The sequence below is a fragment of the Corynebacterium sp. HMSC074A01 genome (assembly GCF_001831515.1).
GTDB lineage: Bacteria > Actinomycetota > Actinomycetes > Mycobacteriales > Mycobacteriaceae > Corynebacterium.
Genome location: NZ_KV825623.1, coordinates 11,892 through 28,001, shown reverse-complemented (window position 1 = coordinate 28,001; position 16,110 = coordinate 11,892). Strand labels below are relative to the sequence as shown.

The following is a 16,110-nucleotide window of genomic DNA, read 5'->3' as shown; positions in this document are numbered from 1 at the left end:
GTTAGCGCGGCTGTGTTAGCGCACGTTTTTGAACCGCGCCTCGATCTCGCGGAATTTCGCCTGCATATCAAACTCGCCCTCGCGCACGTACTCATCGGGCTGAAGCCCCGTCACAAGAAAGACGATGCGGTTGCCCACGTTCACGCAGCGGTCGGCGAAGCGCTCGTAGTAGCGCACGAGCATCGCAAGGTCCACGGCCTCGCGCGTGCTGTAGGGCCAGTCCGGCTCGGAGACCAGGTTGAGCAGGTAGGCCTTCATGTCGTCCATGCCGTCGTCAATGCTGTGCAGCTTGACGGCCTCGTCCGCGTCGGGGTGCAGCAAAAGCTCGCGGGTCTGCTCCACCATGGCGTCGGCAAGCCGGCTCATCTCCTCGATGTAGCGGTTGAGCTCTTCGGGCACGACCGCGTGCGGGTGGCGGGCGCGGGTGAGTGTGGCGATGTGCATGGACAGCGCCGCCATGCGCGAGAGATTCTCCACGATGTAAATCGAGGAAAGCACTTGACGCAGGTCGGAGGCCACGGGGCTTTCGAGCGCAAGGAGGCTCACGCTGCGCTCTTCGCAGCGCGTGGTGATCTCGCGCATGCCGTCGACCTCGGTCAGGGCATCCTCGGCCTTGCTCAGGGACTGAGTCAGCAAGCTTTCCGACGCCAACCGCATCGCTGCCTGCACCCGCTCGCAAAGCTCGAGCAAGTCGGCATTGAAGGCCTCGAGGTGCTCGCGGTAGACGGTGCGCAAGCGCACGCCCGGAGCCTTGTTGCTTGTCGACGCCCCGTCGTCCCCGCTCGCCTCGTCCTCAGACTCAGTGGCCTCAGTGGCCTCAGCGTTTTCGGCGCTTGGGTTATCCGCCGTTGTTTTCGATCTCTGCGCCCTGCGGGACCGACTCATCTTCGGGATCATCTAACCATCCTTCCGGCAGCGCGACTTTCGCGGAGCTGCCCTGGCGGCCGCGCGCGCTGTCTGCTTCTTCCGCCAGCTGCTGAGAATCTGCGATTGGGGCCAGCCGCTCGCGCAGCTGGGCGAGCGAGGTGACTTGGGCAAGCTCCTTGCGGAACTCGCCGCCAACGGGAAAACCGCGCAGGTACCAGCCGGTGTGCTTGCGGATGTCACGGCACGCGTGGTCCTCGCCATCGTGCGCGGCGAGCAGTTCCGCGTGGCGGTAAATAATGCGCGAGACTTCCCCCAGCGTCGGCTCTGCGGGAATGGGCTCCCCGCGCAGCTGGGCACCGAGCTGGGCGAACAGCCAGGGGCGTCCAAGGCAGCCGCGCCCGACCTCCACGCCGTGACAGGCGGTCTCATCCATCATCCGCTGCGCGTCCTCGGCGGCGAAGATGTCGCCGTTGCCGATCACGGGCACGCCCGTGCCGTCCATGTGCTCGACGAGCCGGGCGATCTCGTCCCAGTGCGCCGCGCCCGAATAGCGCTCTGCTGCGGTGCGCGCATGCAGCGCGACGGCGGCCGCGCCCTCCTCCGCGGCGATGCGGCCGGCGTCGAGGTGGGTGTGGTGCTCGTCGTCGATACCGATGCGGAACTTCACCGTAATCGGGATGCAGGAGCCCTCGGCGGCGCGCACGGCGGCTGCGACGATGTTGCCAAACAGGCGGCGCTTGTAGGGGATAGCGGAGCCACCACCCTTGCGCGTGACCTTTGGCACTGGGCAGCCAAAGTTCATGTCCACGTGGTCGGCGATGTCCTCCTCGACGATCATGCGCACTGCCTCGTACGTGAACTTCGGGTCCACGGTGTAGAGCTGCATGGAGCGCGGCGTCTCTTGCGGCGCGAAGCTGGTCATGTGCAGCGTCTTCTGGTTCCGCGCCACCATCGCGCGCGCGGTGATCATCTCGCAGACGTAGAGCCCGGAGCTTGTCCCGGTGAGTTCCTGCTCAATCTCGCGGCACAGCACGCGAAACGGCATGTTGGTCACCCCGGCCATCGGCGCGAGGATGACAGGCGAGTTCAGCTCCATAGCGCCGATGCGCAGTGCGGGCGCGTCTGGCGCGCCGGGCGTACTGTGCTGAGTGGTAGTTGGGGCTGTCATAGTGCCCCATTGTTCCCGGTTGTGGCGGGAAAGTGCAATTTGTGTAGCCGCGAGGTAGTCAGCGAACGAGTACACCCAAGTGGGGGTGAAAACTGGGGAGGTTCGGGAGTGTGTTTCCCGTCAATCGGGCGCGAAATGCGACACCGTACCCCCAGCTACCTGCGAAGCTGCAGATAGTCACATCATTTGCGTGCGCTGGTGGGGGTGGGAGGATGGATCTCGTAGACGTGGCAATGCAAGATAGGTCACAATACAGTGGTGTTGTTATCACCTACCGACGAATCCAAGTGAGGGATGAATATGGGTAACCGTATCGCCAATGCAAAACTGCGTGACAAGGTCATGTCCGCTGAAGAAGCGGGCCAGTTTGTCAACCATGGCGACAAGGTGGGCGTGTCCGGCTTTACCGGGGCTGGGTACCCCAAGGCCATGCCGGGCGTCATCGCAGAAAAGGCCAAGGCTGCGCACGCCAAGGGTCAGGACTTCAGCATCGACCTCTACACGGGCGCATCCACCGCGCCGGAGTGTGACGGTGTGCTCGCGGAGGCGAACGCGCTGCGCTACCGCATGCCGTACCAGTCCGACCCGCAGATGCGTAACAAGATCAACGCTGGCGAGATGAAGTTCCAGGACATCCACCTGTCCCACTCGGGCATGATGGTGGAGCAGGGCTTCTTCGGCGACGTTGACCTGGCCATCGTGGAGGCAGTCCGCATTACTGAAGAGGGCAACATCGTCCCGTCCTCCTCCGTGGGCAACTCCGTCGAGTTCCTCAACGCCGCCAAGAAGATCATCATTGAGGTCAACGAGTGGCAGTCCGAGGACCTGGAGGGCATGCACGACATCTGGACCGTGCCGGCGCTGCCGAACCGTATCCCGATCCCGATCACCAAGTGCGGTGACCGTATCGGTACCACCTACATTGAGATCGACCCGGAGAAGGTCGTTGCTGTCATCGAGACTAATGATCCGGACCGCAACGCGCCGTTCAAGGCACCGGACGAGGTGTCGGAGCAGATCGCTGGCAACTTCCTCGACTTCTTGGAGAACGAGGTCAAGGCCGGCCGCCTCACCTACGACGGCTACGTCATGCAGTCCGGCGTGGGCAACGTGCCGAACGCCGTGATGGCTGGTCTGATGGACTCCAAGTTTGAAAACATCCAGGCCTACACCGAGGTCATCCAGGACGGCATGGTCGACCTGATCGACGCGGGCAAGATGACCGTCGCTTCCGCGACCTCCTTCTCCCTGTCCCCGGAGTACGCGGAGAAGATGAACGATGAGGCTGCGCGCTACCGCGAGTCCATCATCCTGCGCCCGCAGTCCATCTCTAACCACCCGGAGGTCATTCGCCGCACCGGCCTGATCGCCTCCAACGGCATGATCGAGGCGGACATCTACGGCAACGCCAACTCCACGCACATCAACGGCTCCCGCCTGATGAACGCGCTGGGTGGCTCCGGTGACTTCACCCGCAACGCGTACATCTCCTCCTTCATCTCCCCGTCGGTGGCCAAGGACGGCGCGATCTCCGCGATTGTCCCGATGGTCTCGCACGTGGACCACACGGAGCACGACGCGATGGTCTTCATTACCGAGTACGGTGTGGCAGACCTGCGCGGCCTGGCACCGCGTGACCGCGTTCAGAAGATGATCTCGATCGCTCACCCCTCCTACCGTCCGCTGCTGGAGGAGTACGTCGAGCTGGCTGCGAAGAGCAAGTACCAGGCGACCCCGCACGACCTGCGCCACGCCTTCGACTTCCACACCCGCATCCAGGAGACGGGCACGATGCAGAAAGAAGGCTAATCGCCTTTAAAGTGCACCGCACGCCCGCGCGGCCTGCCGCAAGATTTGCGCAGGTGGCGCGGGCGTCGCCACGCGCAGGCGGGGTGATTACCGCGCAACGTACGCGGCCCGCTACTATGTTGCGCATGGGCCTTTAGCTCAGTTGGTAGAGCTACGGACTTTTAATCCGCAGGTCGTGGGTTCGATCCCCACAGGGCCCACCGTGGAAAACCTCCGGATCCTTAGAAGGAGCCGGAGGTTTTCGCGTTGCTGGGTGGGGATTAAGACTTCACCATCCGCCGTATCGCCTGCATTGCCTCTGTCACCTTGTCATCCGCCTGCGCATCGCCTGCGGCGAGCGCGCCGGAGACGCAGTGGTGGAGGTGGTCCTCGAGGAGCGCCAAGCCAAGGTTTTCCAGCGCGGAATCGATCGCGGCGATCTGCGTGAGGATGTCGATGCAATACTTGTCCTCGTCCACCATCCGGTGAATCCCGCGCACCTGCCCCTCGATGCGCTTGAGGCGAGCGAGATAGCGGGACTTCTCCGCAAAGTAACCGTGGTGGCAGTCGTCATCGTGCATGCAGACATCTTAACCGACCAGTTCCACGGCTAAGAAAGACGAAATGAACAGGCGTTTTGCTATTCTCACAGGCAATGCATTAGATTAGGTCAAGTCGCTAGCCCCCATCGTCTAGAGGCCTAGGACTCCGCCCTTTCACGGCGGCAACACGGGTTCGAATCCCGTTGGGGGTACCAGTGATTCCCCCTTCGGTGGGAGTTGCAGTGCGATGGCCCTGTGGCGCAGTTGGTTAGCGCGCCGCCCTGTCACGGCGGAGGTCGCGGGTTCAAGTCCCGTCAGGGTCGCCAGTGGCAAAGCCAGTCCCCGGTAGTCCGGGGGCTGGCTTTTTGCGTTCCCGCCATGCCGTAAATTTTTGGTTAAGTTTCCCGGACATCTGTTGCGGTCACCTTATCGGCATTTTACTGTGGGCTGTGATCTTGGCCATATGGTGAAAGGGACTTGAGCAATGTCGCATGTAAGGGAGAGAAGCCGCGCCGTAGCTGTGCTGGTGCTTGCCGCCGCGTGCATGTTGATGTGGGTGGTGCCCGCATTTGCTACCGAGACGAGTAAGCCTGCGAGCTCGAGTACCGCGACAAGTACTGAGACAAAGACGCTGTCGAGTTCGACGACGAAAACCTCTGGGGCATCCGAGGAAAACGCGAGCCAGGGTTCTGCTGATGCGAAGGCGGCGCTGATTCTGGACGCGTCGTTTTCGATGCTCGAGGAAGATGCCGATGGCCCGCGTATCGACGCGGCGAAGAAGGCGACCCACGAGCTGATTGATTCCCTGCCGGATACGGCGCAGATGGGCCTGTTCGCTTACGGTGCGCAGGAGTCGAACGCGCCGGACAATAGGGAAGCGGGCTGCCGGGACATCCAGCGGCTGGTCCCGGTGGGTGAGATTGATAAGCAGGAGTTCGGCTCGGCTATCGACGGGCTCACGCCGAAGGGCTACACGCCAATGGGCAATGCGCTGCGCGAAGCCGCGGATGAGCTGGGGGACGAGGGCGAGCGCTCGATCATCCTGGTCTCTGACGGCATTGATACCTGCGCGCCGCCGGAGGTCTGCGACGTGGCCAAGGAGCTAGCCGGCGAAGGCGTGGATTTGACTATCCACACGGTGGGGTTCAAGGCTGATGAAGAGGCCCGCGCGGAGCTGGAGTGCATCGCCGAGGCCGGTGGTGGGCAGTTCCTCGAGGCTGCTGATGCGAGCAGCCTTGCGGAGTCGCTGAAGTTTCTGGCCCAGCGCGGGGTGGTGAAGTACCAGACAGCGGGCACGCCTTTCGAGTTTGCGGACAACCCCGAGGACGCGAAGTGGCTGGGCGAGGGCCAATATTTGACGACGGTGACGCCGGATCGAACCTCCAAAACAGACCGCTATTTCCGCTTTTCCGTGCCGCCGCGCCACCACGGACGAGTGGTGTTCACTCCGGTCCTGCAGGGCGACGCCATGTGGGAAGACACAGAGGTCAAGGTGGAGCCGGCGGAGGTCACCAACGAGGGGGACCCGGCGTGTGGTGAGTTCCCTGGCAGCTGGGGAGAGACCGCATCGGGTGGACCGGGCTTTGGCATTGGCTCGGCATACGCTTCGATGAAACGCACCGACGATGAGGACATGGAGTGCGATATGAGCGACATCCTGGTCAAGATGCATATCTCCAATAGCCGCGACGAGGTCGCCGAGGATGTCCCCATCGAAGTCGGCATCTTCTACGAGCCGATCCCTGGCGAGGAGCAGGCCGATGAGTGGGAGGAGCGTCGTATCTCCAGCGCCGGCGAGTACCAGGAGGAGATGCCGATTGAGAATCCGCAGCCGATCAGCGGCGGTACGGGTTTCAACGACGCTGTAGAGATTTCAGAGGGCACGTATTCCGACCACATCGTTCCCGGCGAGTTCAAGTTTTTCAAGATTCCGGTGACCTATGGGCAGCGCCCGGTGATTCGGGCAAAGACGCCGCCTTCGGTTGCACGCAACGCTGACGACATTGCGTTCGGCGTGAAGGATCCACTGCGCAATGGGGTCGCAGGAAACAAACTGATCTTCTTTGATGACGCGGTTGAGTCCGACCCAGAAACCGCGAACCAGTACGTGTGGTACGGCAGCGATACTCCCTACCAGGGCGACTACTACGTCTGGTTCGGTATGGGCTGGGTGTCCGAGGGGTACGGGATCGCCGGCGTCGATCAGCCTTTCGAGTTCGAGGTGCTCTTGGATGGCGAGCCTGCCAACGGCGGCCCGGACTGGACGCCGACGCATGAGAATGGCCCCGAGCCTTCGGACGAGCCGATCAAATTCGACGCGGCGGACAGCGCTGCAACGACGTCAGCCTCGCAGGAGGAGAGCGACGATGACCAGGAGGTCAACGCTTCGAGCGACGAGCAGGACGGCGGCTTCGGGCTCGTCCCGACATTGCTCGGTGGCCTGCTGGTGCTGTTGCTGATCGCTGCGGCCGTGGTCTTCTTCATCGTGCGCAAGCAGCGCGGGAACTGGCAGTAGGTTGCCTGCGGGCAGAACCAGGTACCTGTTGGGCATATTCAGGAAAGGGCTTGAGCAATGTCGCATGTAAGGGAAAGAAGTCGTGCCGTCGCTGCGTTTATGCTCGCGGCCGCGTGCATGCTGATGTGGGTCGCACCGGCATTCGCGACGGAGACGGCAACGACGACGAACCGGCCCGTGGAATCGAGCACCGCGGTGAGCACGGAGACGACGACGCTGTCGAGTTCGACTGCGCGGGCGTCGGCAAGCGAAGGCTCCGCGGACGCGAAAGCGGCGCTGATCCTGGATGCCTCGTTTTCGATGCTTGAGGAGGACGCCGATGGCCCGCGGATCGACGCGGCGAAGAAGGCGACGCACGAGCTGATCGATTCCCTGCCGGACACGGCGCAGATGGGCCTGTTTGCCTATGGTGCGCAGGAGTCCAACGCGCCGGACAATAGAGAAAAGGGATGCAGGGATATTCAGCGCCTGGTTCCTATCGGCGAGGTGGATAAGCAGGAGTTCGGCTCGGCTATCGACGGGCTCACGCCGAAGGGGTACACACCGATGGGCAATGCACTGCGTAAGGCCGCGGAGGAACTGGGCAATGAGGGGGAGCGCTCCATCATCCTGGTGTCCGACGGCATTGATACCTGCGCGCCGCCGGAGGTGTGCGACGTGGCCAAGGAGCTGGCCGGCCAGGGCGTGGACCTGACGATCCATACGGTCGGCTTCAAGGCGGACGAGGAGGCTCGTGCGGAGCTGGAGTGCATCGCGGAAGCTGGCGGCGGGCAGTTCTTGGAGGCTGCCGACTCTGCGAGCCTGGCGGAGTCGCTGAAGTTTCTGGCCCAGCGAGGCGTGGAGAAGTACGAGACTGGCGGCACTGAGTTTGAGTTCTCGGAAACACCGGAGGACGCGAAGTGGCTGGGCGAAGGCCAGTACCAGACCACGGTGACGCCAGACGGGGGCACCCCGACGGACCGGTACTTCCGGATTTCTGTGCCGCCGCGTCACAACGCGCGCATGGTGGTTACACCGGTGTGGCAGACCGAGGGCATGTGGGAAAAGGGGCACCTGAAGATTGATCCGGTGGAGGTGACCAACAAAGGTGATGAGGAGTGCGGCTGGTTCCCGGTGACGCACACCGCGTTCATTTCTTCTGGGCCGGACTATGGGGCCGACTCTGCGAATGCCTCGGTAGAGCGCAATGATAAAGACGACATGGAGTGCGACATGAGCGACATCCTGGTCAAGATGCAGGTTTCCGACGTCGAAGAAGAGGTCACCGAGGGCATCGCGCTCGAAGTGAACGTGGTCTACGAGCCGGTCATCAGCGAGGAGCAGGAGAGCGAGTGGGTAGATGGCCGCGTGACGAGCGCGGGCGAGTACCTGGGGGAGCTGCCGATTGAGAACCCGGAGCCGATTTCCGGTGGCACTAGCTTCAACAACGCGGTGGAGATTACCGAGGGCACGTACTCCGACAACATCGTTCCCGGCGAATTCCGGTTCTTCAAGATTCCTGTGGACTACGGGCAGCGGCCGGTAATGAACGTGAAGACGCCGGCGTCGGTTGCCCACAATGCCGATAGCCTCGGGTACGGCATCTATGACCCGCTGCGCAACGAGGTGGCAGGCTTCAGGCTGAACTTCTTCCAGGACGAAGCCGAGTCAGGCCCGGAGACCCTGGGCCAATACGTGTGGCACGGCACCAACACTCCTTACCAGGGCGAGTACTACGTCTGGTTCGGCATGGGCTGGGTGCACGAGGGCTACGACGTCGCTGGTGTAGAGCAGCCCTTCGAGTTTGAGGTGGTCATGGACGGCGAGCCCGCCAACGGTGGCCCGGATTGGACGCCGACGCATGAGGACGGGCCGGAGCCTTCGGACGAGCCGATCAAGTTCGACGCGGTAGATGGCGAGGCAACGACCTCGGCCTCGCAGGAAGAGAGCGACGATGGCCAAGAGGTCAACGCCGCGGACAGTGAGGATGAGGGCGGCTTCGGGCTCGTCCCGACGCTGCTCGGCGGCCTGCTGGTGCTGCTGCTGATCGCCGCGGCAGTGGTCTTCTTCATCGTGCGTAAGCAGCGCGGCAACTGATAGGTGGTTTTGCATACAAGGTAACCAGACAGCTGTTGCGCAAGCGTGGATCCGCTTTTAGTGTGGGTTGTGACCCTAGTAACAATGCGGACAGGAGTTGAACAATGTCGCACACGCGAAGGGGGAGTCACGCCGTAGCAGCGCTCGTGCTTGCTGTTGCGTGCATGCTGATGTGGGTAGCGCCCGCGATCGCGACGGAAACGGCCACCTCGCCGGCGACGTCGAGTACGGCGATCAGTACGGAGACCAGGACGGTTCCGGGGACGACGACGCGGGCGTCGGCAAGCGAAGGCTCCGTCGACGCGAAAGCGGCGCTGATTCTCGACGCCTCCTTTTCCATGGTCGAGGAGGACGCCGACGGCCCGCGTATCGACGCGGCGAAGAAGGCGACGCACGAGCTGATCGGCTCCCTGCCGGATACCGCCAACATTGGCCTGCTCACCTACGGTGCGCAGGAGTCGAACGCGCCGGACAATCGTGAAAAGGGCTGCCGGGACATTCAGACGCTCGTGCCGGTGGGCTCGCTGGACAGGCAGGAATTCGGTGCGGCTATCGACGGGCTGACGCCGAAGGGCTACACGCCGATGGGCAATGCGCTGCGCAAGGCCGCGGGTGAGCTCGGGAATGAGGGCGAGCGCTCCATCATCCTGGTCTCCGACGGGATTGACTCCTGTGCGCCGCCGGAGGTCTGCGATGTGGCCAAGGAGCTGGCAGGGCAGGGTGTGGACCTTGCTATCCACACCGTTGGGTTCAAGGCTGACGAGGAGGCTCGCGCGGAGCTGGAGTGCATCGCCGAGGCTGGCGGCGGGCAGTTCCTCGAGGCCGCTGACGCCGGGAGCCTGGCCGAATCGCTGAAGTTCCTCGCCCAGCGCGGGGTGGACACTTATAAGGCTGACGGAACGCCCTTCGAGTTTGCGGACAGCCCGGAAGACGCGAAGTGGCTGGGCGAAGGGCAATACCGGACGAAGATCCCGGCCGATGCAAACTCTGAGCAGAATCAATACTTCCGTCTCTCCATCCCGCCACGCCACCATGGTCACGTTGTGGTGACGCCGATGTGGCAAACCGATGGCGACTGGGACTGGTCCGTCGCGAAGGTCGAAATTAGGGACGTGACAAATGAACGCGAGGAAAACTGCGGGTTCCTCTCCGCACCCGTCACCGCGAGGCAGATGCACGGAAGGACGCACCCCGGTGGCTTCGCAATGAAACGAGACCACGGAACGAGCCTCGATTGCGATATGAGCGACATCCTTGTGACCACACAGCTTTCCGGTGTGGACGATGCAGCACCGGCAGGTGTAGACGTCGAGGTGCAGGTGTTCTACGAGCCGGTCGCGGATGAGGCGCAGGAAAAGGAGTGGGAAGCAAACCCGCTCGCCCAGCCCAGCGAGTATTCGGGCGAGCTGAAGGTGGAAAACCCGCAGCCGCTCAACGGCGGCACAAGCTTTAACGATGCCGCAGAGATCACGGAGGGATCCTACTCCGGCGTGATCGTGCCTGGTGAGTACCGCTATTACAAGATCCCCGTATCCAACGGGCAGCGCCCCGTTGTGACTGTGAAGTCAGGAAAATCGCTTACGGGTGCCGCTGGGAATATCAAGTTCGGGGTGATGGATCCACTGCGCCACGATCGTGCCCAGTCCTCGCTGGGGCTCCACGGCGAAGAAAACCAAGAGGGGCCGATCGCCCCGCCAGCGCGCGTCTGGCCTGGGATCGAGGCACCCTACCAGGGCGACTACTACATCTGGTTCAGCCAGGATTGGGTCTACGGCAACACAGCACCTACCGGCGTGGAGCAACCCTACGAGTTTGCGGTCGCCCTCGACGGCGAGCCGGCCGAAGGTGGGCCGGACTGGGTGCCCACCAGCGATCCGGGGCCGGAGCCAGCGGACGAGCCGATCAAGTTTGACGCGGCGTCCGAGAGCGAAACCGAAAGCACCGCGGAAAGCTCAGTTGCCGAAGCGGAAGATAGCGAGGCTCAGGAGCAAGCCGCTGCGGAGGAAGAAGCCAGCGGGTTTGGTCTCATACCGATGCTGCTCGGCGGGGCAGTGGTGCTTCTGCTGATTGCAGCTGTGGTGGCACTGGTGCTGCGCCGCAAGTCGAGCGACAGCTGGCAGTAGCGGGTGTGGGCTCTACTGCTTACCTGGCCATCCCGCTGGGGGCCAGGTACGCGGGAGGCTCAGAGGTCGACGTCTCCTTTGGTCAGGATTCCGCAGTTGAATCCTGTGTTTTGTCTCACGATTTATGAAATAATAATTATTTACCACAGGTCGAGCGGAAAGTGAGCTTGGCTAATTGTGGAATTGAGGCATAAGGCAGTTAGAGGAAGAGCTGAAAGGATATCGATGGATAGGGCCTCTGAACAACCGCATTCGCGACGTAAATTCTCATCTGCGTGGCCGGTGAAGGACTTGCCGGTGGCGGCGTATCCGCTTGGTGGCGAATCCGAGCAGGACGACGATGCAAGTGCTCTGCGAGGAGCCGAGCCGCAGCCGAGAGCAGTGTGGCGCTTCTTTCTCTACAGTGCGATTGGCCTTTTTGCATTCTTCGTGCCGTTTTCTATCAACGGTTCTAGCTCAACGATTCTTCTCGACCACATTGTCACCTGGATCACGGAAACTCTCGGCCAGGGCACTCGGTATCTGGCACTCCTCGCCATTGTCGTGGGCACGGTGTACCAGTTCGTTTCGGGACGATGGAAAGAAGACTATGCGCGCATGGTTTTTGCTTTCCTTTCGGTGGTAGCAATTGTGTTGTGCGCGATGGTCACATTTGGCGTGGGTCCGGCCTGGCTACTTAATCCCGATATTGGGCCGTTTGTTTTGGATAAACTCGTCATTTCCGTCGGGATGCTTATCCCCGTTGGAGCTGTTTTTCTCGGCTTACTTGTGGGCTTCGGTCTGATGGAATTCATCGGCCTGATGGTTCAACCCTTTATGCGACCGGTATTCCGAACCCCGGGTAAATCCGCAGTCGACGCGGTGGCTTCATTTCTTGGGTCGTATTCACTCGGTCTGCTGATCACGGACCGCATGTACAAGAACGGTAGCTACAACGGCCGTGAAGCTGCGATTGTTGTATCCGGATTCTCCACTGTATCTGCCACGTTTATGGTGATTCTGGCGAAAACGCTGGACATGATGGAGTACTGGAACATCTATTTCCTTGTCACATTCATCATTACTTTTATCGTCACGGCGATCATCGTGCGCATCCCTCCAATCAGTCGCATTCCGGAGGACTATTACCCGGGGGCCGAGCCTCACCCGGAAAAGGAGATTACTGGCAACCGTATGAAGGCCGCGTGGCGTGAAGCGAAGCTGGAACTCGAGCGCGCGGATTCCTTGGTCAAAGTCTTGTGGGCGAACTTCCGTGACGGCCTGACGATGGCTGTACAGGTAACACCGGGAATCATGTCTGTAGGCGTGATCGGGCTTTTGCTCGCTACCTATACTCCGGTGTTTAAAGCGCTGGGTATTGTGTTCTACCCAGTCGTGTGGCTTCTTCAGCTACCGGACCCGTGGGCAACTTCCGGGGCCTTGGCAACTGGTCTTGCGGAGATGTTCCTCCCCGCAACGCTAGTAGCGGGTTCCGAGGATATGGTGTTGAAGTTCACCATCGCAGTAGTTTCCGTGAGTCAGATTTTCTTCTTCTCGGCGATGGTGCCAGCGGTTCTCGCGACCGATATTCCCCTCAACATCGTGAAGATGGTCATCATCTGGTTCATCCGCGTCGTACTCACTGTGCTCATTACGGTGCCTGTAGCACTCCTGCTTTTCTAGGCACCGACTTTGCACTCGAGGGGACTTTAGCGGGACGTTTTGGCCGCCATAACCGCATCGTTAATAAGCCGCGCTGCGGCTTTAGCGGTGCGGTTATCCACATCGAAAGCAGGGTTGAGCTCGACTACATCCAAAAGTGCCACCCGGCCGGTAGCGGCGACAGCAGAGACCATAGCGCGAAGTGCGGCGAACTCCACCCCAAAGGATGCGGGGGCAGAAACACCTGGAGCGACTGCGGCGGGTAAAACATCCAAGTCAATGGATAAATGAATCGGGCGGTTCCCGCTCACGGCCGTGAGCGCGCGTTCGATGGCTTCGCGGATGCTCAGTTCCGCGAGCTCAGTGTCTAACACGGTGTTGACCCCAAGCTGGTCAGCGGTATCAAAAAGCGTCGACGTGTTGTTCGGGCGGGAGATACCGAACACTGAGTAGTCAAAATCGCTTCCTACGAGGTCCGCGATTTGCCGGAATGGAGTGCCAGAGGTTGGCCGATCCGCGGCGCGGAGATCAAAGTGTGCGTCGAAATTGAGTACCTGCATCGGCCCGATCGCTTCGTAAGCGCCGCGGTGCGTGGCGAACGATGTTTCGTGTCCACCGCCAAGTACCACCGTCATGCCTGCGTCGCCTTGCGCGCTAACCAGCTCGCGTACGTGGTCCGAGAGCTCGCGTTGGGCGACTTCGAGGTCGTTTTGCTGAGTGGTGACGGTGCCGACGTCGATGAGTTGGCACTGTTGGTGGACGGCGAGAGATCCGAGTGCGCTTCGAAGTGCCGCGGGGCCTTCGGCTGCGCCTTGACGGCCCCCATTCCGCTCAACGCCCTCATCGGAGGCGAACCCGATGAGGTGCACGGCGCCAGCCGAAGGCTGTGCAGAGGTCTCAACGACGCTATGCCATCGTGCGTGCTCTGGGCCTGGGCCATCGTTGCGTCCGGTCCAAGCGGGGGCAGGGGAGAACAGAGGAGCGGTTACAGTGTTCATGCGTCCCAAGCCTAGCGTCGATGCATACTGGGCATGATGAAAAAACGACAAGTCCCAGCTGCGCATAACGTTCTGCGCATTCTCGCTTTGCTGTCTGCTACTGATATTCCAATCTCCGCGTCACGCATCCAGCGGGAGCTTGATCTGCCGCGCTCGACTACCTACCACCTGTTGCGTGAGTTGGAGGACTCTGGTTTTGTCGTGCGCTTAGGGTCAGCTGGTACGTACGGGCTGGGGTTGGCGTCTTACCGTATGGCGCAGGCGTACACCACACAGCAGCCATTGGTGCGGCTCGCGACGAGTCCGCTCGAACGGATCGCGGCGATCGCTGGTGGCTCGTCTCACTTGTCGCGTCTTGCTGGCTCGGAAATCGTGTATTTGCACGAAGTTCGTTCGCCGGGTGCCGTATCCCTGGTAACGGAAGTAGGGGTCCGCTTGTCCGCGCTGTCTACCGCCTCGGGCCGAATCATGTTGGCGCATTTGCCAGAGACAGAGCTACGAGCAGTCTTCAATTCCTCGGGTGAGCGACTCCGCTTTCGAGACTACAAAGAAGAGCTTGCTGCTTATCGACGCCAAGGGTGGGCTAGCGAGCGTGAAGAAGTATCCCGAGGGCAGGAGTCTGTTGCGGTGGCGGTACTTGATCACCTGGAGCGCCCGGCCGCAGCGCTTGCGGTCACATTTTCTGTAGGTACTGCGAATGCAGAGCAGCTTGCGTTAGAACTACGGCGTGCGGCTGCGCGCCTACAAGCACACTTTTTCGGCGAGTTATGACATGAACCACATTGCTGCTCTAATATATCGCACATGATTTCAGTGCAAAAAGTTTCAGTTGGAATTGGCCCCCTCTCCATCGAAGAGGTGGTCGCCGTAGCACGTTACGGTGCGGAGGTCGTTATTGATGCGGATGCAGTGGAGGAGATAGGCAGAACGCGGACCAGGATTGAGGAGCTCGCTGCTGACCCGACCCCGGTTTATGGTGTGTCCACTGGTTTTGGTGCCTTGGCGACGCGTCATATCCCCGAAGACCGACGCGAACAACTGCAAGTTTCCCTTGTTCGCTCTCATGCCGCTGGCTCTGGCCCCGAAGTTGAAGAAGAAGTCGTCCGCGCGATGATGCTGTTGCGTCTGTCTACTCTGTGCACAGGGCGCACCGGGGTGCGGCCGGTCGTTGCAGCGACCTATGCAGCTGCGCTCAACGCGGGGATCACACCGGTGGTGCGTGAATACGGATCGCTCGGTTGCTCAGGCGACTTGGCCCCCTTGGCTCACTGTGCGCTTGCTCTATTGGGAGAGGGGGAAGTGCGGGTCCGCGGTGGTGAGGCGATCGAGGCAAGTCAAGCACTCGCTGCTGCCGGTATCGAGCCGCTCAGTCTGCGGGAGAAAGAAGGCTTGGCACTCATTAACGGAACGGACGGGATGCTTGGCATGCTCTGTTTGGCGATCACGGATTTGCGCGAGGCTGCCAAAGTATCAGACATCGCCACCGCCATGGCGGTAGAAGGACTCGCCGGAACACTCGCTGTGTTTGATGAGGACCTCCAAGAGCTCCGCCCTCATCCGGGGCAAGCTGACGCTGCATACAACATTCGCACCGTTGCCGCAGGCTCGCAGATTCTCGAATCCGCGCACGAGGAGTTCAAATCCACGCGCGTGCAGGATGCGTACTCAGTCCGCTGTAGCCCGCAGGTGGCAGGCGGTTTGCGCGATACGCTTGAGCATGTCACCACTGTGGCCGAGCGTGAACTTGCTTCCGCGATTGACAATCCGGTGGTGGCGAAGGATGGTCGAGTATCGTCCAATGGAAATTTCCATGGGGCGCCGGTGGCCTATGCGCTTGATTTTTTGGCCATTGTGGTCGCGGACCTGGCGTCGATAAGCGAACGCCGCTCTGATCGCTTTCTTGACCCCGCCCGTAATCGGGGGCTCAACGCGTTTTTGGCGAGCGATCCGGGGGTGGATTCTGGGCATATGATTGCCCAGTACACGCAGGCTGGCATCGTCAGCGAGCTGAAGCGAAACGCGGCACCCGCGTCTGCTGATTCGATCCCATCGTCTGCAATGCAGGAGGACCATGTGTCCATGGGGTGGGCGGCTGGTCGAAAACTGCGTCGCAGTGTGGATGGGCTGCAGCGGGTGCTTGCGATTGAAATCCTCACTGCTGCCCGCGCTATCGACATGCGTGACGGAGATCCCGCCGGTGGAACAGCTGCCGCGCTCGGCGTGCTTCGTCAGCGCGTTGATGGCCCGGCGACCGATCGCTTCCTCGCCCCGGAGATTGCTTCTTCCGTTGAGCTGGTTCAAGGCGGAGACATTGTTGCTGCGGTGGAGGCCGCAGTGGGTGAACTGCGGTAGTGGGCACGGCACTTCGGGCGAAGTCGCTGACGTGGGCTGG

The 16,110-nt window shown here is 61.4% G+C and carries 11 protein-coding genes and 3 tRNA genes; 10 read left to right on the top strand and 4 right to left on the bottom strand.

Features of this window, described 5'->3' with window-relative positions; translation table 11 throughout:
- Positions 1–15 precede the first annotated feature (15 nt).
- Together HMPREF2550_RS08100 and dusB are read right to left on the bottom strand one after the other, a co-directional pair.
- Positions 16–897: a phosphate signaling complex PhoU family protein gene (locus tag HMPREF2550_RS08100; protein ID WP_371441173.1), complete on the bottom strand. Its 882-nt coding sequence runs from the start codon at positions 895–897 to the stop codon at positions 16–18.
- On the bottom strand, positions 839–2,035 hold the full coding sequence (gene dusB, locus HMPREF2550_RS08095; protein WP_168167699.1) for a tRNA dihydrouridine synthase DusB: 1,197 nt from the start codon (positions 2,033–2,035) through the stop codon (positions 839–841). Before dusB ends, HMPREF2550_RS08100 begins: the two co-directional genes overlap by 59 nt.
- A 300-nt stretch (positions 2,036–2,335) precedes the next feature.
- Between dusB and HMPREF2550_RS08090 the strand changes: the two genes are divergently transcribed.
- Positions 2,336–3,844 (top strand): acetyl-CoA hydrolase/transferase family protein, encoded by a 1,509-nt coding sequence (locus HMPREF2550_RS08090; RefSeq protein WP_070764330.1) that lies wholly within the window; start codon positions 2,336–2,338, stop codon positions 3,842–3,844.
- A gap of 127 nt (positions 3,845–3,971) precedes the next feature.
- Positions 3,972–4,044: transfer RNA gene (locus HMPREF2550_RS08085), tRNA-Lys, on the top strand.
- A gap of 60 nt (positions 4,045–4,104) precedes the next feature.
- Here the strand turns inward: HMPREF2550_RS08085 and HMPREF2550_RS08080 are convergent.
- Positions 4,105–4,404: a metal-sensitive transcriptional regulator gene (locus tag HMPREF2550_RS08080; RefSeq protein ID WP_038592276.1), complete on the bottom strand. Its 300-nt coding sequence runs from the start codon at positions 4,402–4,404 to the stop codon at positions 4,105–4,107.
- Between the two features lie 100 nt (positions 4,405–4,504).
- Here HMPREF2550_RS08080 and HMPREF2550_RS08075 point away from each other — a divergent pair.
- The 6 genes from HMPREF2550_RS08075 to HMPREF2550_RS08050 all read left to right on the top strand — a co-directional run bounded on the left by HMPREF2550_RS08075 (position 4,505) and on the right by HMPREF2550_RS08050 (position 12,741).
- A tRNA-Glu gene (locus HMPREF2550_RS08075) sits at positions 4,505–4,580 on the top strand.
- 34 nt (positions 4,581–4,614) lie between these two features.
- Positions 4,615–4,691, top strand: a tRNA-Asp gene (locus HMPREF2550_RS08070).
- Between the two features lie 158 nt (positions 4,692–4,849).
- Positions 4,850–6,880 (top strand): vWA domain-containing protein, encoded by a 2,031-nt coding sequence (locus HMPREF2550_RS08065; protein ID WP_083319857.1) that lies wholly within the window; start codon positions 4,850–4,852, stop codon positions 6,878–6,880.
- Between the two features lie 117 nt (positions 6,881–6,997).
- The gene (locus HMPREF2550_RS08060) at positions 6,998–8,956 is read left to right on the top strand and encodes a vWA domain-containing protein (protein ID WP_168167698.1); all 1,959 of its coding nucleotides are present in this window, start codon (positions 6,998–7,000) and stop codon (positions 8,954–8,956) included.
- Positions 8,957–9,120: 164 nt separating this feature from the next.
- Positions 9,121–11,079 carry a vWA domain-containing protein gene (locus HMPREF2550_RS08055; RefSeq protein WP_070790705.1) on the top strand — a complete coding sequence of 653 codons (1,959 nt, stop codon included), beginning with the start codon at positions 9,121–9,123 and terminating at the stop codon, positions 11,077–11,079.
- Between the two features lie 225 nt (positions 11,080–11,304).
- Positions 11,305–12,741 (top strand): YjiH family protein, encoded by a 1,437-nt coding sequence (locus HMPREF2550_RS08050; protein ID WP_083319854.1) that lies wholly within the window; start codon positions 11,305–11,307, stop codon positions 12,739–12,741.
- 26 nt (positions 12,742–12,767) lie between these two features.
- Here the strand turns inward: HMPREF2550_RS08050 and hutG are convergent, their stop codons facing one another.
- On the bottom strand, positions 12,768–13,718 hold the full coding sequence (gene hutG / locus HMPREF2550_RS08045; protein ID WP_070790703.1) for a formimidoylglutamase: 951 nt from the start codon (positions 13,716–13,718) through the stop codon (positions 12,768–12,770).
- A 36-nt stretch (positions 13,719–13,754) separates the two neighbouring features.
- Between hutG and HMPREF2550_RS11910 the strand changes: the two genes are divergently transcribed.
- Positions 13,755–14,489 (top strand): IclR family transcriptional regulator, encoded by a 735-nt coding sequence (locus HMPREF2550_RS11910; protein ID WP_083319867.1) that lies wholly within the window; start codon positions 13,755–13,757, stop codon positions 14,487–14,489.
- A gap of 33 nt (positions 14,490–14,522) precedes the next feature.
- On the top strand, positions 14,523–16,070 hold the full coding sequence (hutH, locus tag HMPREF2550_RS08040; protein ID WP_070790620.1) for a histidine ammonia-lyase: 1,548 nt from the start codon (positions 14,523–14,525) through the stop codon (positions 16,068–16,070).
- Positions 16,071–16,110 lie beyond the last annotated feature (40 nt).